This window comes from Micromonospora sp. NPDC005305 (assembly GCF_040607315.1).
Taxonomy (GTDB): Bacteria; Actinomycetota; Actinomycetes; order Mycobacteriales; family Micromonosporaceae; genus Micromonospora.
Genome location: NZ_JBEXGL010000021.1, coordinates 39456 through 64636 on the forward strand (window position 1 = coordinate 39456; position 25181 = coordinate 64636).

The 25181-nt window shown below is 73.5% G+C and carries 26 protein-coding genes; 20 read left to right on the plus strand and 6 right to left on the minus strand.

All coding sequences use genetic code 11. The annotated features are described in order from the left end of the window. Positions 1 to 263: 263 nt before the first annotated feature. On the plus strand, positions 264 to 653 hold the full coding sequence (locus tag ABZS80_RS26735; RefSeq protein WP_355060045.1) for a hypothetical protein: 390 nt from the start codon (positions 264 to 266) through the stop codon (positions 651 to 653). 10 nt (positions 654 to 663) lie between these two features. Here the strand turns inward: ABZS80_RS26735 and ABZS80_RS26740 are convergent, their stop codons facing one another. Further along, a complete protein-coding gene (locus ABZS80_RS26740) occupies positions 664 to 882 on the minus strand; it encodes a DUF397 domain-containing protein (protein WP_151462574.1) in 219 nt (72 codons plus the stop codon). A 66-nt stretch (positions 883 to 948) separates the two neighbouring features. Here ABZS80_RS26740 and pepN point away from each other — a divergent pair, with 66 nt between their 5' ends. From pepN to ABZS80_RS26775, 7 genes are all read left to right on the plus strand, one after another. After that, positions 949 to 3465: an aminopeptidase N gene (pepN, locus tag ABZS80_RS26745; protein WP_355060047.1), complete on the plus strand. Its 2517-nt coding sequence runs from the start codon at positions 949 to 951 to the stop codon at positions 3463 to 3465. A 102-nt stretch (positions 3466 to 3567) separates the two neighbouring features. After that, on the plus strand, positions 3568 to 4164 hold the full coding sequence (gene nadD / locus ABZS80_RS26750) for a nicotinate-nucleotide adenylyltransferase (RefSeq protein WP_151462576.1): 597 nt from the start codon (positions 3568 to 3570) through the stop codon (positions 4162 to 4164). Positions 4165 to 4274: 110 nt separating this feature from the next. Continuing rightward, complete coding sequence (gene rsfS / locus ABZS80_RS26755) at positions 4275 to 4679, plus strand: ribosome silencing factor (RefSeq protein ID WP_151462577.1); 405 nt, start codon at positions 4275 to 4277, stop codon at positions 4677 to 4679. Next, a complete protein-coding gene (locus ABZS80_RS26760; RefSeq protein WP_355060050.1) occupies positions 4676 to 5305 on the plus strand; it encodes a histidine phosphatase family protein in 630 nt (209 codons plus the stop codon). Before rsfS ends, ABZS80_RS26760 begins: the two co-directional genes overlap by 4 nt. Before the next feature lie 48 nt (positions 5306 to 5353). Continuing rightward, complete coding sequence (locus ABZS80_RS26765) at positions 5354 to 6205, plus strand: DegV family protein (protein ID WP_355060051.1); 852 nt, start codon at positions 5354 to 5356, stop codon at positions 6203 to 6205. 115 nt (positions 6206 to 6320) lie between these two features. Then, entirely contained in the window at positions 6321 to 7106 is a 786-nt protein-coding gene (locus ABZS80_RS26770; protein WP_355060053.1) for an SDR family oxidoreductase, read from the plus strand. Positions 7107 to 7232: 126 nt separating this feature from the next. Further along, positions 7233 to 7955, plus strand: coding sequence for an alpha/beta hydrolase (locus tag ABZS80_RS26775; protein WP_355060055.1), 723 nt, complete (start codon positions 7233 to 7235; stop codon positions 7953 to 7955). On the opposite strand, the gene ABZS80_RS26780 is transcribed toward ABZS80_RS26775, so the two are convergent. Continuing rightward, positions 7952 to 8596: a class I SAM-dependent methyltransferase gene (locus ABZS80_RS26780; RefSeq protein ID WP_355060057.1), complete on the minus strand. Its 645-nt coding sequence runs from the start codon at positions 8594 to 8596 to the stop codon at positions 7952 to 7954. The genes ABZS80_RS26775 and ABZS80_RS26780 overlap by 4 nt on opposite strands. Before the next feature lie 362 nt (positions 8597 to 8958). Between ABZS80_RS26780 and ABZS80_RS26785 the strand changes: the two genes are divergently transcribed. From ABZS80_RS26785 to ABZS80_RS26800, 4 genes are all read left to right on the plus strand, one after another. Further along, positions 8959 to 9786: a ComEA family DNA-binding protein gene (locus ABZS80_RS26785; protein WP_355060059.1), complete on the plus strand. Its 828-nt coding sequence runs from the start codon at positions 8959 to 8961 to the stop codon at positions 9784 to 9786. A gap of 41 nt (positions 9787 to 9827) precedes the next feature. Beyond that, positions 9828 to 12227: a ComEC/Rec2 family competence protein gene (locus tag ABZS80_RS26790; RefSeq protein ID WP_355060061.1), complete on the plus strand. Its 2400-nt coding sequence runs from the start codon at positions 9828 to 9830 to the stop codon at positions 12225 to 12227. Positions 12228 to 12374: 147 nt separating this feature from the next. Then, a complete protein-coding gene (holA, locus tag ABZS80_RS26795) occupies positions 12375 to 13355 on the plus strand; it encodes a DNA polymerase III subunit delta (protein WP_355060063.1) in 981 nt (326 codons plus the stop codon). Then, a complete protein-coding gene (locus ABZS80_RS26800; RefSeq protein WP_355060065.1) occupies positions 13352 to 13813 on the plus strand; it encodes a hypothetical protein in 462 nt (153 codons plus the stop codon). Before holA ends, ABZS80_RS26800 begins: the two co-directional genes overlap by 4 nt. 492 nt (positions 13814 to 14305) lie before the next feature. On the opposite strand, the gene rpsT is transcribed toward ABZS80_RS26800, so the two are convergent. Together rpsT and ABZS80_RS26810 are read right to left on the minus strand one after the other, a co-directional pair. Then, positions 14306 to 14572, minus strand: coding sequence for a 30S ribosomal protein S20 (gene rpsT / locus ABZS80_RS26805; RefSeq protein ID WP_151464914.1), 267 nt, complete (start codon positions 14570 to 14572; stop codon positions 14306 to 14308). Positions 14573 to 14748: 176 nt separating this feature from the next. Then, positions 14749 to 15729, minus strand: a complete 981-nt coding sequence (locus ABZS80_RS26810; RefSeq protein ID WP_355060067.1) for a phosphotransferase — start codon at positions 15727 to 15729, stop codon at positions 14749 to 14751. 53 nt (positions 15730 to 15782) lie between these two features. On the opposite strand from ABZS80_RS26810, the gene ABZS80_RS26815 reads away from it, so the two are divergent. The 8 genes from ABZS80_RS26815 (at position 15783) to ABZS80_RS26850 (ending at position 23416) form a co-directional block, all read left to right on the plus strand. Continuing rightward, the gene (locus ABZS80_RS26815; RefSeq protein WP_355060069.1) at positions 15783 to 16319 is read left to right on the plus strand and encodes a DUF4240 domain-containing protein; all 537 of its coding nucleotides are present in this window, start codon (positions 15783 to 15785) and stop codon (positions 16317 to 16319) included. Positions 16320 to 16441: 122 nt separating this feature from the next. Beyond that, positions 16442 to 18319, plus strand: coding sequence for a translation elongation factor 4 (lepA, locus tag ABZS80_RS26820; RefSeq protein WP_355060070.1), 1878 nt, complete (start codon positions 16442 to 16444; stop codon positions 18317 to 18319). Between the two features lie 234 nt (positions 18320 to 18553). Further along, positions 18554 to 18841: a GlsB/YeaQ/YmgE family stress response membrane protein gene (locus tag ABZS80_RS26825; RefSeq protein ID WP_151464918.1), complete on the plus strand. Its 288-nt coding sequence runs from the start codon at positions 18554 to 18556 to the stop codon at positions 18839 to 18841. A gap of 259 nt (positions 18842 to 19100) precedes the next feature. Next, on the plus strand, positions 19101 to 19385 hold the full coding sequence (locus tag ABZS80_RS26830) for a GlsB/YeaQ/YmgE family stress response membrane protein (protein ID WP_355060072.1): 285 nt from the start codon (positions 19101 to 19103) through the stop codon (positions 19383 to 19385). A 219-nt stretch (positions 19386 to 19604) separates the two neighbouring features. Further along, entirely contained in the window at positions 19605 to 20897 is a 1293-nt protein-coding gene (locus tag ABZS80_RS26835) for a sugar ABC transporter substrate-binding protein (protein ID WP_355060074.1), read from the plus strand. Then, a complete protein-coding gene (locus ABZS80_RS26840; RefSeq protein WP_355060076.1) occupies positions 20894 to 21880 on the plus strand; it encodes a sugar ABC transporter permease in 987 nt (328 codons plus the stop codon). Before ABZS80_RS26835 ends, ABZS80_RS26840 begins: the two co-directional genes overlap by 4 nt. Next, on the plus strand, positions 21877 to 22707 hold the full coding sequence (locus ABZS80_RS26845; RefSeq protein ID WP_151464922.1) for a carbohydrate ABC transporter permease: 831 nt from the start codon (positions 21877 to 21879) through the stop codon (positions 22705 to 22707). The genes ABZS80_RS26840 and ABZS80_RS26845 overlap by 4 nt, the downstream gene beginning before the upstream one ends. A gap of 67 nt (positions 22708 to 22774) precedes the next feature. Continuing rightward, positions 22775 to 23416: an MOSC domain-containing protein gene (locus tag ABZS80_RS26850; protein WP_355060078.1), complete on the plus strand. Its 642-nt coding sequence runs from the start codon at positions 22775 to 22777 to the stop codon at positions 23414 to 23416. A 7-nt stretch (positions 23417 to 23423) separates the two neighbouring features. Here ABZS80_RS26850 and ABZS80_RS26855 read toward each other — a convergent pair whose 3' ends face one another. Next, positions 23424 to 24284, minus strand: coding sequence for a hypothetical protein (locus ABZS80_RS26855; RefSeq protein WP_355060080.1), 861 nt, complete (start codon positions 24282 to 24284; stop codon positions 23424 to 23426). Positions 24285 to 24385: 101 nt separating this feature from the next. Continuing rightward, positions 24386 to 25171, minus strand: coding sequence for an enoyl-CoA hydratase-related protein (locus tag ABZS80_RS26860; RefSeq protein ID WP_355060082.1), 786 nt, complete (start codon positions 25169 to 25171; stop codon positions 24386 to 24388). Between the last annotated feature and the right edge of the window lie 10 nt (positions 25172 to 25181).

Genomic DNA, 25181 nt, shown 5'->3' on the forward strand with positions numbered 1-25181 from the left:
CCCGCGATCGGCGACGGCCGCGCCGCCCAGCCCGCGCTGCCCCGGCCCCGGCGTCCGCGCCGCCCCAGCCCCGCCGCCGCGGCCGCGGCCGCCACTGTCCCGGCCCCGGCGTCCGGCCGGTGCGGCCCCGGCGGCGAGCGCGGAAGCTGGCCCCTCCCAGGACGCGGAAAAGCTGGTTGTCTTCGATGCGGGGCCGGCGGCGGCCGGCCCCGCACCCGCCGGCGGGCCTCCCGGCGGGGCGACCACCGCGACGGGGAGGACGGATGCGGGACAACAGGGCGGCACACTGGCGGCAGCGGCGGGCGGCGACCGGGCTGCGGCGCGGCGACCGGGAGGAGCCGCTGGTCGGTCCACCCCGGCGTGCCGCGGCCCGGCCGCCCCGGCACTTCACGGTGCACCTCGGCTTCGAGGCGGCCGACCAGACCACCGCGCGGGAGCTGGCCGTCGCGTACGCCGAGGCGCTCGGCCTGCTCCGCCCGGAGCTGGCGCTCGGCGCGGCGGCGCTGTCCCCGGCCGACGCCTGGCACCGCGCGGAGCGGCTGTTCTGCGGTGCGGCCGGCCCCGACGGCGAGCGCTGCGCCGACGTGGCCGGCCACCCGGGTTTCCACCACGCGCCCGGCCCGGGCGGTCTCGGCTGGGGTGACGGTGACTGAGCGCGGCGGCTCAGTCCAGGTCGAACTCGCCGTCCTGGGCGCCCGCCACGAACGCGTCCCACTCGTCCTGCGTGAAGACCAGCACCGGCCCGTCCGGCTCGGCCGAGTTCCGCATCCCGATCAGGTCGCCGACGAAGGCCACCTCGACCGCACTCTCGGACGAGTCGCCCTCGGCCCGCTGCCAGACCGCCCGAGACAGGTCGAAATCGCCCTTGGGGTGCTGACCCATCGTTGTTCCTCCATCGCCACGCGTATCGGGGGAGCCCGCTCGGGCCCCATCGGGCAGGATAAGCGGATGCCGAGCCTGACCCGTGTAGAGGCGACCGCGCGTGGCGCGTTGATTACCGTCGAGTCCTACCAGGTGGACCTCGACCTGACCGGCGACGCCGAGCGGTTCCGCTCCACCGTCACCATCCGGTTCCGGGCGACCCCCGGCACCGGGACCTTCGCCGAGGTGAAACCCCTGCGACTGCTGGGGGCACGCCTCAACGACCGGGAGCTCGACCCGGCCCTGCTCGACGACAACCGCCTGCCGCTGACCGGGCTGGCCGCGACCAACACGCTGACGGTCAGCGCCGAGATGGCCTACTCGAACACCGGCGAGGGGATGCACCGGTTCGTCGACCCGGCCGACGGCGAGACCTACCTCTACGCCATGTCCTTCCTGGACGACGTGCAGCGCATCTTCGCCGCGTTCGACCAGCCCGACCTCAAGGCCCCGGTGACGCTCGCGGTGACCGCCCCGCCGGAGTGGACGGTGGCCGCCAACGGCCAGGTCGCCGACCGGCCGGCGCCGGGGCGCTGGGAGTTCGCGCCCACCGCGCCGCTGGCGACGTACTTCGTCTCGCTGATCGCCGGCCCCTGGCACGTCCGGCGGGACGAGCACGACGGCATCCCGCTCGCCGTCTACTGCCGCAGGTCCCTCGGCGCGCACCTGGACGCCGACGCCGACGAGATCTTCAGCGTGACGAAGCAGTGCCTCGACCGGTTCCACCAGCTCTTCGCCGAGCGCTACCCGTTCGGCAAGTACGACCAGGCGTTCGTCCCCGAGTTCAACGCCGGCGCCATGGAGAACCCGGGCCTGGTGACCCTGCGCGACGACCACATCTTCCGCTCGGCGGTGACCGACAGCCAGCGGGAGCTGCGGGCCACCACCATCGCGCACGAGATGGCGCACATGTGGTTCGGCGACCTGGTCACCATGCGCTGGTGGGACGACCTCTGGCTCAACGAGTCCTTCGCGGAATACCTGGGCACCCGGGTCACCGCCGAGGCCACCCGCTTCACCGGGGCGTGGACCACCTTCGCCATGCGCCGCAAGGCGTGGGGCTACGCGGCCGACCAGCGCCCCTCCACCCACCCGGTGGCCCCCGAGGAGGTGGCCGACTCCGACCAGGCGCTGCTCAACTTCGACGGCATCTCCTACGCCAAGGGCGCCAGCGTGCTGCGCCAGCTGGTGGCCTGGGTCGGCGACGAGCCCTTCCTGGCCGGCCTGAACGCGCACTTCGCCAAGCACCGGTTCGGCAATGCCACGCTCGTCGACCTGCTGGAGAGCCTCAGCGCCGCCAGCGGTCGCGACCTGGGCGACTGGGCCGAGCGCTGGCTGCGCCGGCCGCAGGTCAACACGCTGCGGATGGAGACCGCGGTCGACGCCGACGGCCGGTGGAGCGAGGCGGCGGTGGTGCAGACCGCGCCGAAGACCCATCCGGTGCTGCGCCCGCACCGCATCGGCGTGGCCCGCCACGCCCCGGACGCCCCGGTGCACGGCTTCGAGGTCGATCTCGACCCGGCCGCCGGCGGGGGCCGCACCGAGCTGGCCGAGCTGGTCGGGCAGCCGGCCACCGGTCTGCTGCTGCCCAACGCTGGTGACCTCACGTTCGCCAAGATCCGGCTCGACCCCGCCTCGGCGGACGCGGTGCCCATGGTGCTCCCGGGGCTGGCCGACCCGCTGGCCCGGGCGCTGCTCTGGGGCGAGGCGCTGGACGCGGCCACCGACGGGGAACGGCCGGTGACCTCGGTCGTCGCGCTCATCGAGGCGGCGCTGCCGGCCGAGACCGAGGTGATCATCGCGGAGGACGTGCTGAGCCTCAGCCGCAACCTGGTCGACCGCTACCTGGATCCGCTGGCCCGTGACGCGGCCCTGCTCCGCGTCGCCGGGGCCTGCGCCACCCTGCTGGCCGGCGCCCCGGCTGGCGGCTCGCTGCAACTGGCCGCGGCCCGGGGCCTGATCGGCGCCACCACCGACACCGGGCTGCTCGCCGCCTGGCTGGCCGGCGAGGGTGCGCCGGAGGGGCTGGCGGTCGACGCCGACCTGCGGTGGGCGCTGCTGCACCGGCTCGTGGTGCTCGGCGCGGCCGGCGAGCCCGAGATCGCCGCCGAGGCGGCCGCCGACCGTAGCGCCACCGGGGCCGAGCGGGCCGCGAGCTGCCGGGCCGCGCTGCCCGACGCCGACGCCAAGCGGGCCGCCTGGGAGATCGTCACCCGCAACATCGACCTGTCCAACCGCCTCGTGGAGGCGACCGCGGAGGGCTTCTGGCAGCCCGAGCAGGCAGAGCTGACCGCCGGCTACGTCGAGCGCTACTTCGCCGACATGCCGGCGGCCGCGCGGCTGCGTACCCCCTGGACGGCCGACCGGGTCGCTGCCCTGGCCTTCCCCCGTTACGCCGTCGCCCAGACCACCCGGGAACGGGCCGCGGCGCTGCTGGCCCGCGACGACCTCACGCCGGGGCTGCGCCGGCGGGTCGTCGACCTCGACGACGACCTGCGCCGCGCCCTGGTCGCCAGGACCGCGGTGGCCGCGGCGGGAGCCTGACCCGGTGACCGCGCCGGGGGGTGTGACACCCGCCCGGCGCGGTCGGTGGGACGCCGGGCGGGCCCGCCGGACCGCCGGCGCGGCCCGGCCTACGATCGCGGGGTGGAGGAAGACATCCGGCGAATCGGGATCATGGGCGGCACCTTCGACCCCATCCACCACGGGCACCTGGTGGCCGCCAGCGAGGTCGCGGACCGGTTCGGCCTGGACGAGGTGGTCTTCGTCCCCACCGGGCAGCCCTGGCAGAAGGCCGATGAACCGGTCAGCTCGCCCGAGGACCGCTACCTCATGACGGTGATCGCCACGGCGTCGAACCCCCGCTTCCAGGTGAGCCGCGTCGACATCGACCGGGGTGGCCCCACCTACACGGTCGACACCCTCCAGGACCTGCACGACGAGTACGGCCCGAAGGTGCAGCTCTTCTTCATCACCGGCGCGGACGCCCTGGAACGCATCCTGTCCTGGAAGGAAGTGGACCGGATGTTCGAGCTGGCCCACTTCATCGGGGTGACCCGGCCGGGCTTCGAACTGACCGACAAGCATCTGCCCGCCGACACGGTGAGCCTGGTGCAGGTCCCCGCCATGGCGATCTCCTCGACCGACTGCCGGGCGCGGGTGGCCCGGGGTGAGCCGGTCTGGTATCTGGTGCCTGACGGTGTGGTGCAGTACATCGCCAAACGGCGGCTCTACCAGCGCTGAATCCGCCCGGAACGTTCGCCTTTGTCCGCGTAATCGACCAGAACTGACAAGTCGTCTCCCGCCCGGGTGTGAGAGGCTTGGAGGGTCGCACGGTTGATCGAAGGAGAACGGTGACAGTTTCCGAACGCGCTCACGAGCTGGCGATGGCCGCCGCCCAGGCCGCGGCCGACAAGAAGGCGCAGGACATCGTCATCATCGACGTGGGCGACCAGCTCGCGATCACCGACGCGTTCCTGCTGGCCGCCGCTCCCAACGAGCGTCAGGTGCTCGCCATCGTCGACGCCATCGAGGAGCGCCTGCTGGAGCTGCCGGAGAAGGCCAAGCCGGTTCGCCGCGAGGGCGAGCGGGGTGGCCGCTGGGTGCTGCTCGACTACGTCGACATCGTGGTCCACGTGCAGCACACCGAGGAGCGCGAGTTCTACGCCCTCGACCGGCTCTGGAAGGACTGCCCGCAGATCCCGTTCGTGGACCGGGACCTCGCCGACTCGGCCGCCCGCAGCGCCGCCGCGGAATGACCCGTCTGATCATCTGGCGGCACGGCAACACCGACTGGAACGCCGCCGACCGGGTCCAGGGGCAGACCGACGTGCCGCTCAACGACCTCGGCCGGGAGCAGGCCCGGGTCGCCGCGCCCGTGCTGGCCGCGCTGCGCCCCGACGCCGTCGTCGCCAGTGACCTGCGCCGGGCCGCCGACACCGCCGCCGCGCTCGCCGCGCTGACCGGCCTGCCGGTCCGCTCCGACGCCCGGCTGCGCGAGCGGCACTTCGGCCAGTGGCAGGGCCTCGCCCTCACCGAGGTCGCCGAGCGCTTCCCCGACGAGTACGCCCGCTGGCGGGCCGGCGACCCCGACCCCGGCGCCGGCATCGAGAGCCTCGACGACCTGGGCCGGCGGCTCGGCGCCGCGTTCCAGGACGCGGCCGACCTGGCCACCGGCGGCACCGTGGTGGTCACCACCCACGGCGGGGGCGCCCGGCAGGGCGTCGGCCACCTGCTCGGCTGGGACCACACGGTGCTGCGCAGCCTCGGGTCGCTGGCCAACTGCCACTGGACCGAGCTGCGTCACGACGACGTCCGCGGCTGGCACCTGCGGGCGCACAACGTCGGGCTGATCACCCAGCCCGCCCTCACCGACGCGGTCTGAGCCGTTCGGCCCCGGCGCGCCGCCGTGACATCGGCTAGCGTGCCGGGCATGCCCGTCGCGGTCGTCACCGACTCCACCGCCTACCTGCCGCCCGAGCTGGTCCGCGCGCACCGGCTCACCGTCGTCCCGCTGACCGTCGTGCTCAACGGCGCCGAAGGGCTGGAAGGCATCGAGACGTTCCCCGAGGACGCCACCCGCGCGCTCAGCGGCCGGCGGGTCACGGTCAGCACGTCGCGGCCCGCCCCGGAACAGTTCGCGCAGGTCTACCGGGAGCAGCTCGCCGCCGGCGCCGACGGGGTCGTCTCCGTGCACCTCTCCGCCGAACTCTCCGGCACCGTGGAGGCGGCCCGGCTGGCCGCCGCCGAGGTCGGCGACGACCGGGTCACCGTGGTCGACAGCCGCTCCACCGGCATGGGCCTCGGCTTCCCGGTGCTCGCCGCCGCCGCGGCCGCCGCCGGAGGCGCGGACCTCACCGAGGTACGTCAGGCGGCGCTCGACGCCGTCGACAGCACCACCATCTTCTTCTACGTCGACACGCTGGAATTCCTCCGCCGGGGCGGCCGGATCAACGCGGCCGAGGCCCTGCTCGGCACCGCCCTCTCGGTCAAGCCGATCATGCACATGCCGGACGGGGCGATCGTGGTGCGGGACAAGGTCCGCACCGCCAGCCGGGGCGTGGCCCGCCTGGTCGACCTGGCCGTCGAGGCGGCCGGTGACGCCGAGGTCGACCTCGCCGTGCACCATCTGGCCGCGCCGGAGCGCGCCGAGCAGTTGCTGGTGGCGCTGACCGAACGGCTGGGCGACCGGCTGCACGACACGTACGTCTCGGAGGCGGGCGCCGTGATCGCGGCGCACGCCGGCCCCGGCCTGGCCTGCGTCGTCCTCCACCGGCGCCCGTGACCGTGTCCGCCGCCATGGCTCGGCTGGTCGCCGGGTGGCGGCTTCTCCGATCTTGGCGAGTTTCCGTTCCTGTCGAACGTCAACTCGCCAAGATCGCCGCGCATCGGAGGGACGGATGAGCTTTCGGTCCTTTGTGGTCACCGGGGGTGGGCGGGGCGTCGGGCGGGCGATCGTCGAGCGGCTGGCGGCCGACGGCGGCACGGTGGTCGTCGTCGAGCGGGACAAGTCCGCGCTGCACTGGTTGGCCGGGCACCCGGCCGCCGACCGGCTGCGAGCCGTGGCCGGCGACGCCGCCGACGAGGACGTCACGGCGCGGGCCGCCGACCTCGCCGAGGCGGCCGCCCCGCTCGCCGGCTGGGTCAATAACGCCGCCGTGTTCCGGGACGCCGCCCTGCACCGCACGCCGGCGGGGGAGGTCTTCGACCTGATCGCCGCCAACCTGCGCCCCGCCGTGGTCGGCGCCGGCACCGCCGTACGCCGGTTCCTCGCCGCCGGCACCGGTGGGGCGATCGTCAACGTCTCCTCCCACCAGGCCCGCCGGGCGGTGCCGGGCGCCCTGCCGTACGCCACCGCCAAGGCCGCCGTCGAGGGGCTGACCCGGGCCCTCGCCGTGGACTACGGCGGCCGGGGGATCCGCACCAACGCGGTCGCCCTCGGCTCGATCCACACCGAGCGGCACGCCGCGTACCTGGCCGGCCTGGAATCGGGTGAGGCGGAGAAGGTCGAGGCGGAACTGGCCCGGCTGCACCCGGTTGGCCGGATCGGGCGTACCGGGGAGGTGGCCGACGTGGTGGCCTTCCTGCTGTCGGCGGGGGCGGCCTTCGTCAACGGGGTGACCCTGCCGGTCGACGGCGGCCGGGCGGCGCTCGGCCCGGACCCGGAGGCGCGGCCGGCGTGGTGACCCTGGTGGTTGACGGGGGTCGGGCGGCGCTCGGCCCGGACCCCGAGGCGCGGTCAGCCTTGTGACCCCGGTGGCGGACGGGGGCCGGGCGGCGCGGAGTCCGGTACCGGAGGCAGACTGGGCACTGTGGATCATCCCGCGATCGTCCTGGTGCACGGCACTCGCTTCGCCCGCGGCCAGTGGCAGCCGCAACTGCCCGCCCTCGCCGCCGAGTTCCCCGTCACGGCCGTCGACCTGCCCGGGCACGGCAGCCGCGCGGCCGAGCCCTGGAGCCTCGACCGGGCCGCCGACGTCGTGGCCGAGGCGGTCCACGACCTCGACTCCGGCCCGGCCCTGGTGGTGGGGCACTCGCTCGGCGGGTACGTCTCGCTGCACGTCGCCCGCCGGCATCCGGACCTGCTCGCCGGCCTGGTGCTGATGGGCGCCAGCCTGACCACCACCGGGCCGGCGACCGTCCCGTACCGGCTGCTGGCGTCGCTGGTCGCCCGGCTGCCGGCCGCCCGGCTCACCCGCTGGAACGACCGGCTGCTGCGCCGCCTCTACCCGCCGGAGGTCGTCGACGCCACCATCGCCGACGGGTACGCCTTCCACACCCTCCCGATCGCCTGGCGCGACGTCATGGGCCGGTTCGACGCGTCGAGCCTGGCGGCGGTGCGCGCCCCCGTGCTCATCCTCAACGGCGAGCGGGACCGGCTGTTCCGCTCGGGGGAGCGGGAGTTCGCCCGTGCCCGCCCGGGAACCCGGATCGAGCTGATCCCGGGCGCCGGCCACCTGGCCAACTTCGACAACCCGACTGCGGTCACCGACGCCGTACGCCGCTTCGCCCGGGAGTTGTCCCCGGCCCGCTAACGTCGTTCCTCGCGCTGCGGGCGGCGCAGCGTCAGCGACTGGAACCGGTGGCCGCCGCCGACGTCCACGGAATGGAAGTCCACGACGTCGAACGACGCGGCGGCGAACGTGAGCAGTTGCTCGTCGGTGCGGAACGAGAAGAAGCGGGGCGGCTCGTGCTGGTCGTCGCTGAGCGGACCTTCGGCGCTCTCGGTGCCCCCGTACACGCCGACGAAGAACAACCCGTCGGGGCGCAGGATCGCCCGGATCGCCGCCAGGACCGCGGGCAGGTCCTGGTTGGGCACGTGCAGCAGGCAGTTCATCGCGAACACCGCGTCGAACGAGCTGGCCGGGAAGTCCAGCCGCAGGAAGTCCATGACGTGGGCCTCGATGCCCTTGGCCCGGCAGTGCTCGACCATCGTCGGCGAGAGGTCAGCCGCGACAACGCCGAAGCCCTCCCGCTGGAACCAGGCGCTGTCCTGTCCGGTGCCGGCACCGATCTCCAGCAGCCGCGCACCTGCCGCCAGCCGGTCACGGAACGCCTGCCGTTCCGCCACCTTCCACGGCTCCTTGGTGAGCCCTTCACGCCATGCGGCGCGCGAGTCGTACGCCTCCCGTAGCGGGCGGAGCACGTCGGCGTATCGGATTGTCATGTCGGCCATTGTCAACGAGCCGAGGCGATCGCGAGGTCCCGGCGCTTCGGCTCCGACGCCTGCCCCTCGAGGGCCTCGGTAGCACAGATGGAGGTGGTCCGGGGGGTCGTCCACAAGGCTGTCGGTCGTCCACAGGCGAGCGGCGACGTCCGCCCCGGGCCGGGTTGGCGCCGTAGCTTCCAGCCGTGTCAGACGACGAGGAGACGACGGTACGGCGGCGGCTGTCCCGGCTGTTCGAGCCGGTCGGCGCCGCCATGCCGGCAGAAGGCTCCCGGCGCGGTCCGGATCTCGACCCTGATCCGCCCTGGGCTGCGCAGGCTTCATCCTCTGCCGATCCTCGACCACTCGCCGCCGTCGCGGGTCCCCTTCCCGTGCGCGCGTCCGGCCGCGGGCCCGAGTCGGGCCGGGTGACCTCGGCCCCTGACGCCGCCGCGAGGTGGCCGCTGACACGCCTTGCCGACGAGGCACTTCCGGCCGACGGCGAAGGCGGTCGACACGGGCGCGACCCTGTGGGCGCTGCCGACGATGCCGGGGAACGGCGTCCTCTGGCGGCCCGGCTGCCCGGCCCGGGCGCCTTCGATCCCGGCCGGCGGGGTGTCCGGGCCCTCGCTGCCGTGGCGGTCGTCGTCGTGCTGGTCGCCGGAGTCTGGGCCTGGCGCTCCCGGCCACAGGCAGAGCCGGTCCGCCCAGCCGCGGCGGTCGGCGCACCGGAGACCTCCGCGCCCGCGCCCACCGCCTCCGCTGGCCAGGTGGTGGTGGCGCTGGCCGGCAAGGTCCGCCGCCCGGGCCTCGTCCGCCTCCCGGCCGGCGCACGGGTGGCCGACGCCATCGAGGCGGCCGGCGGCGCGCTGCCCGGCGTCGACGTCGCCCTGCTCAACCCAGCCCGCAAGGTCACCGACGGCGAGCTGATCCTGGTCGGCGTCAGCGCCCCACCCGGCCAGGCCGCCCCGCCCGGGCCGGTGCCCGGAGGCGGCGGACCCGCGGCCGGCGGCGCGGCGCCGGGAAGTGGCCCGGTCAACCTGAACACCGCAACCCTGGCCCAGCTCGACGCGCTGCCCGGCGTCGGTCCCGTGCTCGCCCAGCGGATCCTCGACCACCGCGAGCAGCACGGCGGCTTCCGCTCCGTCTCCGACCTGCGCCAGGTCGACGGCATCGGCGACGCCCGGTACGAACAGCTCAAGGACCTGGTGACGGTGTGAACACTGGCGAGCCGCCCCGCCGCGCCGCCAGCGGAAGCGGCGTGACTGCCGGAGGACAGCAACGCGACGGCGGCGCGACGGCGGGGGACGTGCCCGACCTGCGGCTGGCCGGGCTGGCCGTGGCCGCCTGGCTGGCCGCACTGGCCGGCCTGCATTCCACCGTGACGGCGAGCGCCACGCTGGCCGCCGTCGCCGCCGGCCTGGCGCTGCTCACCGGCGCGCACCTGTGCGGCCTGCTCGGCCGCCCGGCCGCCCCGGTCCGCCGCTACGGCTGGATAGCGGTAGCCGTCCTCCTCGGAGTGGTCTGCGGCGCCACGGCCACCGCCGCCCGCCTCGCGGTCCGCGACGCCGACCCCGTGCGGGCGCTCGTGACCGAACGCACCCTGGTCACCGCCGAGCTGGTGATCCGGGACGACCCGCGCCCCATCCGGGGAGCCGCCGGCCGCCCCGCCACCCTGCTGGTCCGGGCCGACCTGACCCGCCTCACCGACCCGGCCGGCCGCCAGGTCACCGGCACGGTGCGCGGCCTCGTGCTGGCCAGCGACCCGGCCTGGCGCACGCTGCTGCCCGGGCAGCGGGCGACCGCCCGGGGTCGGTTGTCGGCGCCGCGCGGCGGGGACCTGACGGCGGCGGTGCTGTCGGCCACCGGACCACCGAGCCGGCACGGCGCGGCCCCGTGGGCGCAGCGGGCGGCGGGCGCGCTCCGCACGGGGCTGCAACGGGCCTGTGCGCCGCTTCCCGACGCGCCGGGCGGGCTGCTGCCCGGCCTCGTGGCGGGGGACACCAGCCGACTGCCGCCGGAGGTGGAGGAGGACTTCCGGGCCACCGGCATGACCCATCTCAACGCGGTGTCGGGGTCCAACGTGGCCATCGTCGTCGGGGCGGTGCTGCTGCTCGCCCGCTGGGCCCGGGCCGGTCCGCGGACGGCCGCCGCGCTGTGCGTACTCGCCCTGGTCGGGTTCGTGATCCTGGTCCGGCCCTCGCCGAGCGTGGTCCGTGCGGCCGCGATGGGGGCGATCGGGTTGGCCGCGCTCGCCACCGGGCGGTCCCGAGCCGCGCTGCCCGCCCTGGCCGCCGCGGTCACCGTGCTGGTGCTGGTCGACCCGGAGCTGGCCGGCGACCCCGGGTTCGCGCTCTCGGTCTGTGCCACCGGTGGACTGCTGCTGCTCGCCCCTGGCTGGCGGGACGCGCTGCGCCGGCGGGGCGTACCGCCCGGGGCGGCCGAGGCGCTGGCGGTGCCGGCGGCCGCGCAGCTCGCCTGCGGTCCCGTGATCGCGGGGCTCTCCGGGACGGTGAGCCTTGTCGCGGTCCCGGCGAACCTGCTGGCCGTGCCGGTGGTCGCGCCCGCCACCGTGCTGGGCGTGACGGCCGCGGTCCTGTCGCCGGTCTGGCCGGCCGGCGCCGAGTTCGCCGCCTGGTTGGCGAGCTGGCCGGCCCGCTGGTTGGTGACGGTGGCCGCGCAGGGAGCCCGGTTGCCGGCCGGGACGCTGCCCTGGCCGGGCGGGGTGACCGGTGCCCTGCTGCTGGCCGCCGTCAGCGTGGCGCTGCTGGTGGCCGTCCGGCGCCCGGTGCTCCGCCGGCTGGTCGCGGTCGTCGTGGTCGCGGTGGTGCTCGGCACGCTGCCCGTCCGGCTGCTCGCGGCCGGCTGGCCACCGCCGGGCTGGGTGGTCGTGGCGTGCGCCGTGGGGCAGGGCGACGCCGTGGTGCTGCCGGTCGCCGCCGGCCGGGCGGTGGTCGTCGACGCGGGCCCGGAACCGTCCGGGGTGGACGGGTGCCTGCGCCGGCTCGGCGTACGCGAGGTGTCGCTGCTGGTGGTCAGCCACTTCCACGCCGACCACGTGGGCGGGATCGCCGGGGTGTTCCGGGGCCGGCGGGTGGCGGCGGTGGCGACCCCGCAGTGGTCCGAGCCGCCATACGGGGTCGCCCAGGTACGCGACACGGCGCGCCGGGGCGGGAGCGTGCTGGCGCCGGTGCCGGCAGGCTGGCGGTGGCGGGCCGGGGCGGTCGAGCTGGTCGCCGTCGGGCCGCCGTACCCAATGCGCGGCAGCCGGTCGGACCCGAACAACAACTCGCTGGTGCTGGCGGCCACGGTGCACGGGGTGCGGATCCTGCTGCCCGGCGACGCGGAGACCGAGGAGCAGCGGGCGCTGCTGGAGACCGTGCCGGCCGCGGCGATCCGGGCCGACGTGCTGAAGGTGGCCCACCACGGGTCGGCGTACCAGGATCCGGAGTTCCTCGCCGCGGTCCGCCCGGCGGTCGCCCTGGTCTGCGTGGGCACCGACAACGACTATGGGCACCCCAACCCGGGCCTGCTGGACCGGCTGACCCGGGCCGGAGCGCGGGTGCTGCGCACCGACACCGACGGCGACGTCGCGGCCGTCCACAGCAGCGCTGGGCTGGCGGTGGTGGCCCGGGGGACCGGTCCCGGGCGGCGACCGTGAGAACGCTTCGGGATACACCCCGACGATCGAGGGAGCTTGTTGGTATAGCTGGTAGATCGACTCGATTGTCGGGATTTGCGCTGACTGCGGGCTCTGCCGTCACAGTCCTCGATGACCAGGCACGATCCGGTCGGAGGCCGTGCGAATATGGGCGACGTGACCCCCGCCAGCCTGCCCCCTATTCTGCTTGTTCTCGGCGACGAGGAGCTGCTCGCCACGCGCGCCGTCTCCGAAGCCGTCGCCCGGGTCCGCAGCGTCGACCCGGATGTGGACGTCCGGGAATACCAGGCCGGCTCGCTGGCGGTGGGGGAGATCGCCGAGATGCTCAGCCCGTCGCTGTTCGGCGGGCATCGGGTGCTCGTGCTCCGCTCCGGTCAGGACGCCCGCAAGGACCTGGTCACCGCCCTGCTGGGCTATGCGAAGAACCCCGACCCGGAGGTGCAGCTCGTGGTGCTGCACCTGGGCGGGGCCAAGGGCAAGGCGTTCGCCGACGGGCTGCGATCCGCGGGCGCGACCGTGGTGCCGGCGGCGAAGCTCAAGGGCCACCGGGAGCGGGTCGCCTTCGTCCGGGACGAGATCCGCCGCCTCGGCGGGAAGTGCACCGAGGACGCGGCCGAGACGCTGATCGCGGCCGTCGGCACCGACCTGCGTGAGCTGGCCGCCGCCTGCTCCCAGCTCGTCGCCGACACCGATGGGCGGATCGGGGCGGACACGGTGTCCCGCTACTACCGGGGGCGGGTCGAGGTGACCGGCTTCACCGTGGCCGACGCGACGATGGTCGGCGACGTGCCCGGGGCCCTGGAGGCGCTGCGCTGGGCGCTGCACGTCGGTGTCGACCCGGTGCCGATCGCCGACGCGCTCGCCGACGGCGTGCGGACCGTGGCCCGGGTCGCCTCGGCCGGCCGGGGCAGCCCCTACCAGCTGGCCAGCAGCCTGGGCATGCCGGCGTGGAAGATCGAGCGGGCCCAGCGGCAGGGCCGGGGCTGGACGCCGGAGGGCCTCGTGGAGGCCATGCGGGCGGCCGCCGAGTGCAACGCCGCCGTGAAGGGCGGCGCCGACGACCGGGCGTACGCGCTGGAGCGGGCGGTGTTCTCCGTGGCCGCGGCGCGGCAGGGTGGCGGCCGGTGACCCGAACGTGGTCGACGGTCCCGGCGGACGAGGAGCGGTACCGGCCGCTCTACGCCCGGGTCCTCGGGCTGCGGTTCGTCAACCCCGGCGGTATGCTCTGCTTCCTCTTCTTCGAGGGCGCCGTGGCGCTGGCCGTGCTGCTCGCCCTCGCCGAGCTGGTGACCTGGTGGGCGGTGCTGGTGCTGCCGGCGGCGGTGGCGGCCATGGTGAAGCTCAACGACATGGTCGCCGAGATCGTGATCCGCAGCGCGGCGCAGGTGCCGGAGCAGGAGCGGGACCGCTTCCGCCGGCAGATGGAGCCGGTCATCGGCCGGGCGAGCGTGCCGTCCACGGCCCGCGCGCTGCCGGGCCGGGTGGCCCTGGCCGGCGACCCGACGTTACGGGCGGCCCGCCCCGCCGACTCACCCGCCGAGGCTGAGCCCTGGCCGGACCCGACCCGCCACAACCCCCACCGCTGACCCGCCCCTCCCGGCGGCTCCCGCCGCCCCTCCAAGGGCGCGCCCCGGTCCGCCGACGAGACCGCCCGACCGCCCCTCCGACGTGGTTGATCAAGAGGTTTGCGTCAGGAATCCCCTGGACCTTGACGCAAACCTCTTGATCAACTGCGTCGGCGCCCATATGGGGGGTCGATCATGAAGTTGTTGTCGCGACACGCCGAGGCGTTGGGCAATAACTTCATGATCAACGGGGGCGGACGCGGGCTGGGCCGGGGCGTGTTCTCGGCGGATGAAGCGGAGTTCCGCACAAACGCCCGTCCTGTAAAGCCCAAACGCGGCGGCGACTACGACGGCCTGGATGAGTCGGCTGGGGGAGCCGGTCGGGCCGGAGGTTGGGACCGGAGGAGCGGGCCGGGTTGGCGCGTGGGATCGACGGCCGGCTGGGGGAACGCAGACGACCGGAAGCCCCGGGGCGGTGAGCCCCGGGGCTTCCGGTGAGGTCTAAGGCGCTCGTCAGGCCGAGAACGAGGCGACGCGCTGGGCGATCGCCGACTTCCGGTTGGCCGCCTGGTTAGCGTGGATGACACCCTTGCTGGCAGCCTTGTCCAGCTTGCGGGTGGCCTCACGCATGAGGGTGGTGGCCTTCTCGGTGTCGCCCGCCTCGGCAGCCTCGTTGAACTTCCGGATGGCGGTCTTCAGCGACGACTTGACCGACTTGTTACGCAGCCGGCGCTTCTCGTTCTGCCGGTTGCGCTTGATCTGGGACTTGATGTTCGCCACGCGACAGCCTCGTCTTGATAGCTCGGGTTGGTCTGCTTTCATGCACGACGGACATGCGTCATCGCCGCGCGAAAAGCCAGGTTACCAGGTCGCCCGGCGGCGAGCCAAAACGCCTCCGGTGCCCCGGAGCGTCCGCCCTGCTCCACCCTCCGCCACCAGCGCGGCAACCCGCACGCTCAGGTCCAGCCCTGGCGGGCGGCGAGCCAGCCGAGCGCCTGGTCACCGCTCCAGCGTTGGTGCGCGCGGATGTGCGGGGAGGCGGTGGACGGGCCGGCGGCGGCGCTCGTGAGGAAGTAGCCGGAGAGTGCGGCGAGGGTCACGTCCAGCGCGTCGGCCGGGGCGCCCGCGGCGGCCGGGTGGCCGGCGAAGGCGGCGTCCGCGTCGAGGCCGCTGGCCTGTGCGGTGATCAGCAGGCTGACCAGGTCGAACCAGGCCGGCCCGTGGCAGAGCCAGTTCCAGTCGCAGATCCAGGCCCGGCCGGCGGTGTCCAGCAGCAGGTTGTCCACCCGCAGGTCGCAGTGGGCCAGGCCGGGGGCGGCGTCGGCGTAGCCGGGGAGGCGGGACTCCAGCGCGGCCAGCTCGGGCAGCGGGGCCCAGGGCGGCAGCGCCGGTGCCGGTTCGCGTCCGGCGGCCACCTCGCCCCACCAGAGGATGTCGTCCCGGGCCAGGTCGGCGAGGCGCGGGAGCCCGAGCGCGACGAGGTCCGCGGGCGGCGCGGCGAGCGCGGCGGCCACCTCGGCGTACGCGGTGAGGGCGGCGTCCAGCTCGGCCGGGTCCCAGGGCAGCCGGGGCGTGTGCCCGTCGACCGGGTCCAGGGCCAGCGCGTACCAGCCGGCCGCGGTGAGCGCCCACCGTGGGCGGGGGACGGGCAGGCCGGCGGGGAGCCGGGCCAGGACGCCGGCCTCGTGGGCGTACCAGTCGACCAGGTGCCGCTGCTCGGCCAGCGCCGCCGCCTTCACGAAGACCGGCTCGCCGGCCGGGCCGGTGAGCACGGCGGCGAAGCCGCGGGTGAACCCCGCCCCGGCCGGGCGGACCGTCACGGGGGCCCCGCCGAGCCGGGCGGCCAGCGCGTCGCGCAGCCCGTCCGGCAGCGCGGCCCAGTCCGGCCGGTCGGCCGTGGCGTCGTACGGCACCGGGGGCAGGGAGATCGCGGGCACCCGCCCATGCTGCCGCACCGGGACGTCGGTGCGCTCTGCCAGACTGCGAGGCCATGAGGACCGACGAGTTCTGGCAGTTGATCGACAGCGCCCGGGCCGGGGGCGGGGGCGAGCCCGCGGCGGTCGCCGCCCGCGCGGTCGCCCTGCTGGCCGAGCGGGACCCGGAGGAGATCGTCGGGTACGCCCACCACCAGCAGCGGGTGCTCGCCGCGTCGTACAAGGTCGATCTCTGGGGCGCGGCCTACCTGATCAACGGCGGCGCCTCGGACGACGGTTTCGAATACTTCCGGGGCTGGCTGATGACCCAGGGTCGGGCGGTGTTCGCCCGGGCGGTCGCCGAGCCGGATTCCCTCGCGGAGCTGCCGCAGGTGCGGGCCGCCGCGCTCAGCGGCGAGGAGTTCGAGTGCGAGGACATGCTGGCGGTGCCGTGGGAGGCGTACCGGAAGTCCACGGCGGCGGAGTTGCCGACGGACCGGGACCCGGTCCGGGCACCCGACCTGAACGACTTCTGGGACTTCGACGACGAGGACGAGGCGCGGCGGCACCTGCCGAAGCTCGCCGCCCTCTTCGTCGAGCCGCCCGAGGAGTGACGCCCGAGGAGTGACGCCGGAGGAGTGACGGGGGAGCACCGGCACGCGCCGGGCGACGTGGGAGCATAGAGGGGGCCGGCGCGCGCCGGCCCGCTCACGTCAGCCGACCAGAACGGACCGCTGTGCCACCGACGCTCGATCCCGGCGCGAACGCTCCTGGTGCCACCGACCCGGCGCGCATCAGGAACTTCTGCATCATCGCTCACATCGACCACGGGAAGTCGACCCTGGCCGACCGGATGCTGCAGCTCACCGGCGTGGTCGACCCCCGGCAGATGCGCGCCCAGTATCTCGACCGGATGGACATCGAGCGCGAGCGCGGCATCACCATCAAGAGCCAGGCCGTCCGGATGCCGTGGACCATCCGGGAGGGCGACCGGACCGGCGAGTCCGCCGTGCTCAACATGATCGACACCCCGGGCCACGTGGACTTCACCTACGAGGTGTCCCGGTCCCTGGCGGCCTGCGAGGGCGCCATCCTGCTGGTCGACGCCGCCCAGGGCATCGAGGCGCAGACGTTGGCCAACCTCTACCTGGCGCTCGAGAACGACCTGCACATCATCCCGGTCCTCAACAAGATCGACCTGCCGGCCGCCCAGCCGGAGAAGTACGCCGAGGAGCTGGCCCACCTGATCGGCGGCGACCCGGCGGACTGCATCCGGGTCTCCGGCAAGACCGGTGAGGGCGTGCCGCACCTGCTCGACGAGATCGTCCGGCAGTTCGTGCCGCCGGTCGGCAAGGCCGACGCCCCGGCCCGCGCCATGATCTTCGACTCGGTCTACGACGTCTACCGGGGCGTGGTCACCTACGTCCGGGTGATCGACGGGCTGATCAGCGCCCGGGACCGGATCAAGATGATGTCCACGGGCGCCGTCCACGAGCTGCTGGAGATCGGCGTCATCTCCCCGGAGATGGTGAAGGCCGACGCGCTCGGGGTCGGCGAGGTGGGCTACCTGATCACCGGCGTGAAGGACGTCCGCCAGTCCCGGGTCGGCGACACGGTCACCATCAACGCCAATCCGGCCAAGGAGGCGCTCGGCGGCTACAAGGACCCGAAGCCGATGGTCTACTCCGGCCTCTACCCGATCGACGGGTCCGACTATCCCAACCTCCGTGAGGCGCTGGACAAGCTCAAGCTGAACGACGCCGCCCTGGTGTACGAGCCGGAGACGTCGGGCGCGCTCGGCTTCGGCTTCCGCTGCGGCTTCCTCGGCCTGCTGCACCTGGAGATCATCCGGGAGCGGCTGGAGCGGGAGTTCAACCTCGACCTCATCTCCACCGCGCCGAACGTGGTCTACCGCGCCATCCAGGAGGACGGCGAGGAGATCGTGGTGACCAACCCGAGCGAATACCCGACCGGCAAGATCGCCGAGGTGTACGAGCCGACGGTGCGGGCCACCGTGCTCACGCCGAACGACTACGTCGGCGCGGTGATGGAGCTGTGCCAGGGCCGCCGGGGCAGCCTGCTCGGCATGGACTACCTCTCCGCCGACCGGGTGGAGCTGCGCTACACCCTGCCGCTGGCCGAGATCATCTTCGACTTCTTCGACCAGCTCAAGAGCCGCACCAAGGGCTACGCGTCGCTGGACTACGAGACGTCCGGCGAGCAGGCGTCCGACCTGGTGAAGGTCGACATCCTGCTGCACGGCGAGCCGGTGGACGCGTTCAGCGCGATCGTGCACAAGGACAAGGCGTACAACTACGGCACGACGATCGCGGCGAAGCTGCGCACGTTGATCCCGCGCCAGCAGTTCGAGGTGCCCATCCAGGCGGCGATCGGCAGCCGGGTGATCGCCCGGGAGACCATCCGCGCCATCCGCAAGGACGTGCTCGCCAAGTGCTACGGCGGTGACATCAGCCGGAAGCGCAAGCTGCTGGAGAAGCAGAAGGAGGGCAAGAAGCGGATGAAGATGGTGGGCCGGGTGGAGGTCCCCCAGGAGGCCTTCATCGCCGCGCTCTCCTCCGACTCCGGCGACGGCAAGGCCGCCGGCAAGAAGTAACGCCCCCGCGCCACACGGCCGGCGTCCCGCACGAGCGGGTCGCCGGCCGTTCCGCGTACCCGGAGAATTTTTCTCCCCGCCGGGACCGCTCCCACCTGCGTGATCACCGTGGGCGGGGAACCGGCGTGCGGCGGCCCGGGGCGCGGGCCGGTTTGGTTTTTTGGCGGGTCGGGAACTTACCGGTCACGACAGGAACCACACAGACCGTGTGAAACTTCTTAGAAGGAGAAGACCGTGGACCTCACCGTCTGGGGCATCATCACCGCGCTCGTCGTTGGTCTGATCGTCGGCGCGCTGGGCCGCCTGGTCGTTCCGGGCCGCCAGAACATGCCGATGTGGCTGCACATGCTGATCGGCGTCGGCGCCGCGCTGCTGGGCACCGTCCTGGCCCGCGCCCTCGGCATCGCCACCGAGACCTCCGGCATCGACTGGATGGAGCTGCTGGTCCAGGTCGTGCTGGCCGCCATCGCCGTCGCCCTGGTGGCCGGCGTGGGTCGCCGCCGCAGCGTCTCGCGCTACTGACGCACCCCGAAACGCCTCAGCGGGCGCCCGACCGGTCGGTCGGGCGCCCGCTGGCGTTCGGGCATTGAACCCGGTCAGCCGCCAAGGACCGGCAAAATGCTTTCCCCGCGCCCGGATCCGGCCGGGAAATCCCAGCCCAGAGCCCTTGCGAGCAATTCGTCACCGGAGTCGGTTTGGATTTTCGGCGGGTCGGGAACTTAGCGGTCACGACAGGAACCACACGACATCGTGTGACTCATTCAGAAGAAGGAGGGCGACCGTGGAGCTCACCGTTTGGGGCATCATCACCGCGCTCATCGTTGGTCTGATCGTCGGCGCTCTGGGCCGCCTGGTCGTCCCGGGCCGCCAGAACATGCCGATGTGGCTGCACATGCTGATCGGCGTCGGCGCCGCGCTGCTGGGCACGATCGTCGCCCGGGCGTCGGGCTTCGCCGACACGTCCGGCATCGACTGGCGGGAGCTGCTGCTGCAGATTCTGTTCGCCGCCATCGGCGTGGCCCTGGTGGCCGGTGTGGGGCGCCGCCGCGGCGTCTCGCGCTACTGACCCCCAACCCGAAACGCGCCGGCGGGCGCCCGACCAATCGGTCGGGCGCCCGCCTTCGTCTGCCCTGAGCTGCCCGGACGGCACCCCTGCCGCTCGGGCCCGCGGCTGCGATACCGTCGCCTCGGCCGCCCGCCGCGAGTACCCCCTGTTGTAAAGGAAATTTTCCTACTAAGGTGCGGCGGAGAAGGTTAATGCCAAACGCCCCGAGGGAGATATGGCGTGAACAGGTGGAAGCGGCTGGCCCCGGTCACCGCCATCGTGGCCTCGGCCGCGATGGTGCTCTCCGGGTGCGGTGGCTCCGGCGACGACGACAAGGCCGCCGACAACAGCAAGCTCACGGTCTGGATGATGGGTGAGGGCGGCGACGCCCAGACCAAGTTCCTCGACGGCGTCGAGGCGGAGTTCAAGAAGAAGCACCCCGAGACCGATGTCGTGGTGCAGTACATCCCCTGGCTCGAGGCGCCGAAGAAGTTCCAGGCCGCGCTCGCCGGCGGGGAGGGACCGGACGTCACCGAGCTGGGCAACACCGAGACCCAGGGCTGGGCGGCGCAGGAAGCCCTCGCCGACGTCACGGAGAAGTTCAACGGCTGGTCCGAGGGCAAGGACATCCTTCCCGACCTGGTGAAGAACGCCCAGCTCGACGGCAAGCAGTACGGCGTCCCGTGGTACGCCGGCGTGCGGGGCATCTACTACCGCACCGACTGGTTCGCCGAGGCGGGCGTGAAGCCGCCGACGACCTGGGACGAGCTGGTCACCGTCGCGAAGGCCGTCCAGGCCAAGAAGCCGGGCACCTACGGCATCGCCCTGCCCGGCAACTCCGAGCTGCCGTTCTACTCGTTCCTCTGGGCGGCCGGCGCGGAGATCGCCACGAAGGACGGCGACAGCTGGAAGTCCGGCTACAACACGCCGGAGGCGCAGAAGGCGGTCAAGTTCTGGACCGACCTGGTGACCGTGCACAAGGTGGCCCCGCCGGCCGCCGCCGCCTGGAACGAGGTCGACGCCCGCACCCAGTTCGCCACCGGCAAGGCCGCCATGGCGTTCGCCGGTAGCTGGCAGGGCGGCGCGATGAAGAAGGACAACCCGGACATCGAGAAGGTGTGGGGCACGTTCCCCATCCCCGGTCCGGACGGCAAGGCCGCCCCGGCCTTCGCCGGCGGCTCGGACATCGCCCTCTGGAAGGACAGCAAGCGGCAGGACCTGGCCTGGGACTACCTGACCGTGCTGCTCAGCAAGCAGAAGGACCAGGAGTTCGCCAGCAGCCTCGGCTTCTTCCCGGTCTACAAGGACCTGGTCAGCGGCGGCAACTACGCCAACGACAAGGTGATGGCGGCGTTCGCCACCGCCATGCAGAACACCAAGCTGACCCCGCTCACTCCGAAGTGGGTGGAGGTGAGCCGGACCAAGACGGTGACCCAGGCCATGAACAGCTCGGTCATCAAGGGCCAGAAGACGGTCGAGAAGGCCACCGCCGACGCGGCCACCGAGATGGAAAGCATCCTCAACGCCAAGTGACCACGCTGACCGAGGCCACCGGCGAAGCCGCCGCGCGGGAGACCCCCGCGCGGCGGCGCCGTCGCGTGGACCGCCTCCCGTACCTGCTGCTCCTGCCCTGCCTGGCGATCATCGCGGTGCTGCTGCTCTGGCCGCTCGGCCAGGTCGTGATGATGTCCTTCTACAAGCTGGACAGCGTCCGGCAGCTGCGGGGGGACCGCGAGTGGCCGTGGGTGGGCCTGGCCAACTACGCGCAGATCCTCGGCGACCCGTTCTTCCGTACGGTGCTGCGCAACACCGTGCTCTTCGCCGTGGCCAACGTGGTGCTCACCATGATCCTCGGCACCCTGGTCGGGCTGCTGCTCAACCGGCTCGGGAAGAAGATGGCCACGTTCGTGGCGAGCTGCGTGATGCTGGCCTGGGCCACCCCGGCGCTGACCGGCACCATCGTCTGGAAGTGGATCTTCGACGACACCAGCGGCCTGGTGACCTGGCTGTTCAACAAGCTTCCGGACGGGCTCTCCACGGCCCTGTTCGGGCGCAGCGACTGGACCGGCTACGGCTGGTTCAACGACCCGCTGCTCTTCTTCGGCATCCTGACCCTCGTGGTGGTCTGGCACTCGTTCCCGTTCATCGCCGTCAGCGTGCTGGCCGGGCTGAAGAGCGTGCCGAGCGAGCTGCAGGAGGCCGCCCGGGTGGACGGGGCCGGCCCGTGGCGGGTCTTCTGGTCGGTGACCTTCCCGATGCTGCGGCCGGTCTTCGGCATCCTCGTGGTGCTCTCCACGATCTGGGACTTCAAGGTCTTCACCCAGCAGTTCGTGCTGGCCGGCGGCACCCAGGACCGGTCGACGTTCATGCTGTCGATCTACTCGTACGCGGAGGCGTTCTCACCGCCGCCCAAGTACGGGCTGGGCTCCGCGATCGCCGTCATCCTCACCCTGATCCTGCTGGTGGTGACCGGCGTGTACGTCCGTATGGTGCTCCGGCAGGAGGACGAGTCGTGAAGAAGATCGCCCTCAACGGCGCCGGCCTGCTGGTCGCGCTCTTCGCGGCCTTCCCGGTCTACTGGATGGTCGCCACCTCGCTGAAGCCCAACAAGGAGATCTTCTCGGCCACGCCGCGCCCCGTGCCGGCGGAGCCGACCCTGGAGCACTACCGGGAGATCCTCACCGGCAACCTCATCCCGGGCGTGACCTTCACGGACTTCTTCCTCAACAGCGCGCTGGTCGCGGTGGCCACCGTGGTGCTGAGCGGGCTCGTCGCGCTGCTCGCCGCGACCGCGGTGGCCCGGTTCCGGTTCAAACTGCGCACCACCTTCCTGATCCTGCTGCTGGTGGTGCAGATGATCCCGCTGGAGGCGCTGGTCATCCCGCTGTTCCTGATGATCCAGCGGCTCGGCCTCTACAACACCCTGCCCAGCCTGATCCTGACCTACCTCGGCTTCTCGCTGCCGTTCGCGGTCTGGATGCTGCGCGGCTTCGTGGCCGCGGTGCCCAAGGAACTGGAGGAGGCGGCGGCGATCGACGGGGCCAGCCGGGCCCAGACGTTCCGCAAGGTGCTCTTCCCGCTGGTCGCTCCCGGCCTGGTGGCGACCAGCATCTTCTCCTTCATCACCGCCTGGAACGAGCTGATCTTCGCGTTGACCTTCGTCAACGACCAGAACAAGTACACGTTGCCGGTGGCCATGACGTTCTTCTTCGGGCGGGACGACACCGCCTGGGGTTCGGTGATGGCCGCCTCGACGCTGTTCACCCTGCCGGTGATCGTCTTCTTCCTGCTGGTCCAGCGCCGGATGGTCTCCGGCCTGGTCGCCGGGGCGGTCAAGGGCTGACCGGTCCGCCGGGTGCCGGGGAGAACCCGTTTTCCCGCACCCGGTGGCGGCCCCTAGGCTGGCCGCCATGACGGGCAGGCTGGCGGCGGTCAACATCGGTGCGGTGACCGAGGCGGAGTGGGCGGGCGACCCGAGCGGTCGCAGCGGCATCGACAAGCGGCCGGTCGACGGCCGGGTGGAGATCCGCCTCGCCGGCGTCGCCGGTGACTTCATCGGCGAGCGGGCCCACCACGGCGGCCCCGACCAGGCGGTCTACGCGTACGCCGAGGAGGACGCCGGCTGGTGGGCCGGCGAGCTGGGCCGGGAGCTGCGGCCGGGCGCCTTCGGCGAGAACCTCACCACTTGGGCCGTGGACGTCACGGGGGCGGTGATCGGCGAGTGCTGGGCGGTCGGCTCCGCGCTGCTGCAGGTGACCAAGCCACGCACCCCGTGCCGCACCTTCGCCGGCTTCTGGGGCATGCCCGATCTGATCAAGCGGTTCACCGTCCACGGCGCGCCCGGGGCGTACCTGCGGGTGCTGCGTGAGGGCGAGGTGGGCGCGGGCGATCCCGTCGAGGTGGTCGACCGGCCGGCGCACGGGATCACGATCGGCGAGGTGTTCCGGGCGACCACCCTGGAACCGGAACTGCTGCCGCGCCTGCTCGACGTGCCGGACCTGCCCGAGTCGGTGCGGGCGAAGGTCCGCCGCCGGCTGGGGACCGTCGCCTGATCGACGGTCAGGCCGCGGCGAAGACCTCGGCCAGCACCTGGGTCGCCGGGTCGCCCTTCACCCTGGCCCAGGTGCCCTGCTCGGCCGTCCACTCCAGGCCGCCGAAGCGGACCGATTTCACCCCGTGGTCGTCGGCGTGCGAGACCAGCCAGTGGGCGTACCGCCAGCCGTTGCGGCTGTCGGCGGCCGGCACGGTCAGCCCGGTCAGGTCGGTGCCCGAGCTCAGCTCCGGCAGGCCCCAGTCCAGGGCCAGGCTCTGCATGAGGGCGCTGGCGGCGGCCGGGCCGCGCATCGTCGGCGTGGGGCCGACCGTGCAGGCCACCGCGCCGGTCGCGTCCCCGAGCAGGGCGCGGGTGAGCACCTGCGACTCGTCGGCCCACTTCTCGTACGCCTCGGGGTAGGCCGACCGCTGCACCCGCTGGGCGGCCTCGGTCACCCGCAGCTCCTCCCAGCCCTTGACCTTCTTGAGCGCGGCGTAGAACTTCTTCGCGGCGTAGCGCGGGTCGCGGATCTCCTCGGGGGTGCCCCAGCCCTGGCTCGGCCGCTGCTGGAACAGGCCGAGCGAGTCCCGGTCGCCGTGGGCGATGTTGCGCAGGTGCGACTCCTGGTAGGCCGTCGCCAGCGCCACCACCACGGCCCGCTCGGGCATCCCGCGCTGTGCGCCGATCGCCGCGATGGTGGCCGCGTTGGCCATCTGGTCGGCGCTGAGCACGACCTCGCCGTCGGCCTGGACAGTGCAGGTCCGGCTGGCCAGCGGCAGCCGCAGCTGATGCCCGAACTGCTTCGCGACGAACCACACGCCGAGCAGGGCCAGCACTGCCACCACCACACCCGATGCCACGATCGCCGCTCGCGTCCGCACCCGCACCCCCAGTCCCGACAGCCCGCCAAGCGTACGTCGGCCACTCCCGTTCCCGGGTCGGCCGACCGGACGCCTCACGGTCCGTAGCCGACCCCGTACCTTCGACCTCAGTCTCCGGCCGGCACCCAGGCCGCGGGCCGCTTCTCCCGGAACGCGAGGACGCCCTCCCGGCCCTCCGCGGAGAGGAAGTACCCGGTGGAGAGCGCGGCCAACTCGGCGATCTCGGCCCGCAGGTCGGTGGCGGCCGGCCGGCGCAGCAGCTCCTTGGCGCCGGCGAGGGCCTTCGGCGCGCCCTTCACGAGCGAGGCGCGGTAGCGCTCCACCGCGTCGTCCAGCGCGTCCGCCGGCACGGCGGCGGTGACCAGGCCGATCTCGGCGGCCCGCCGGCCGTCGAAGGTGTCGCCGGTCAGGTACAGCTCGGCGGCGGCCCGGGGGTGCAGCCGGGGCAGCACGGTCGCCGAGATCACCGCCGGGATCACCCCGATCCGGACCTCGGTGAAGGCGAACGTGGCCTCCTCGGCGCAGACCGCCAGGTCCGCGGCGGCGATCAGGCCCAGCCCGCCGGCCCGCGCCGGCCCGGCCACCTTCGCGAGCACCGGCTTCGGGCACTCCCGGACCGCGACCAGCACGTCGCCCAGCATCCCGGCCGGCACGGTCCCGCTGGCGTACGCGGCGGCGGTCTCCTTCAGGTCGGCCCCGGAGCAGAACACCGGGCCGGTGTGGTCCAGCACGACGGCCCGGACCGCGTCGTCGGCGACCGCCGCGGCCAGCCCGGCCAGCAGCTCGGTCATCAGCGGGGTGGAGAGCGCGTTGCGGTTGTGCGGGCTGTCCAGGGTGAGGGTGGTCACCCCGCGGGCCGTGGCGACCCGCACGAGAGCGTCCGGAGAGGTCATGCCGGGCACA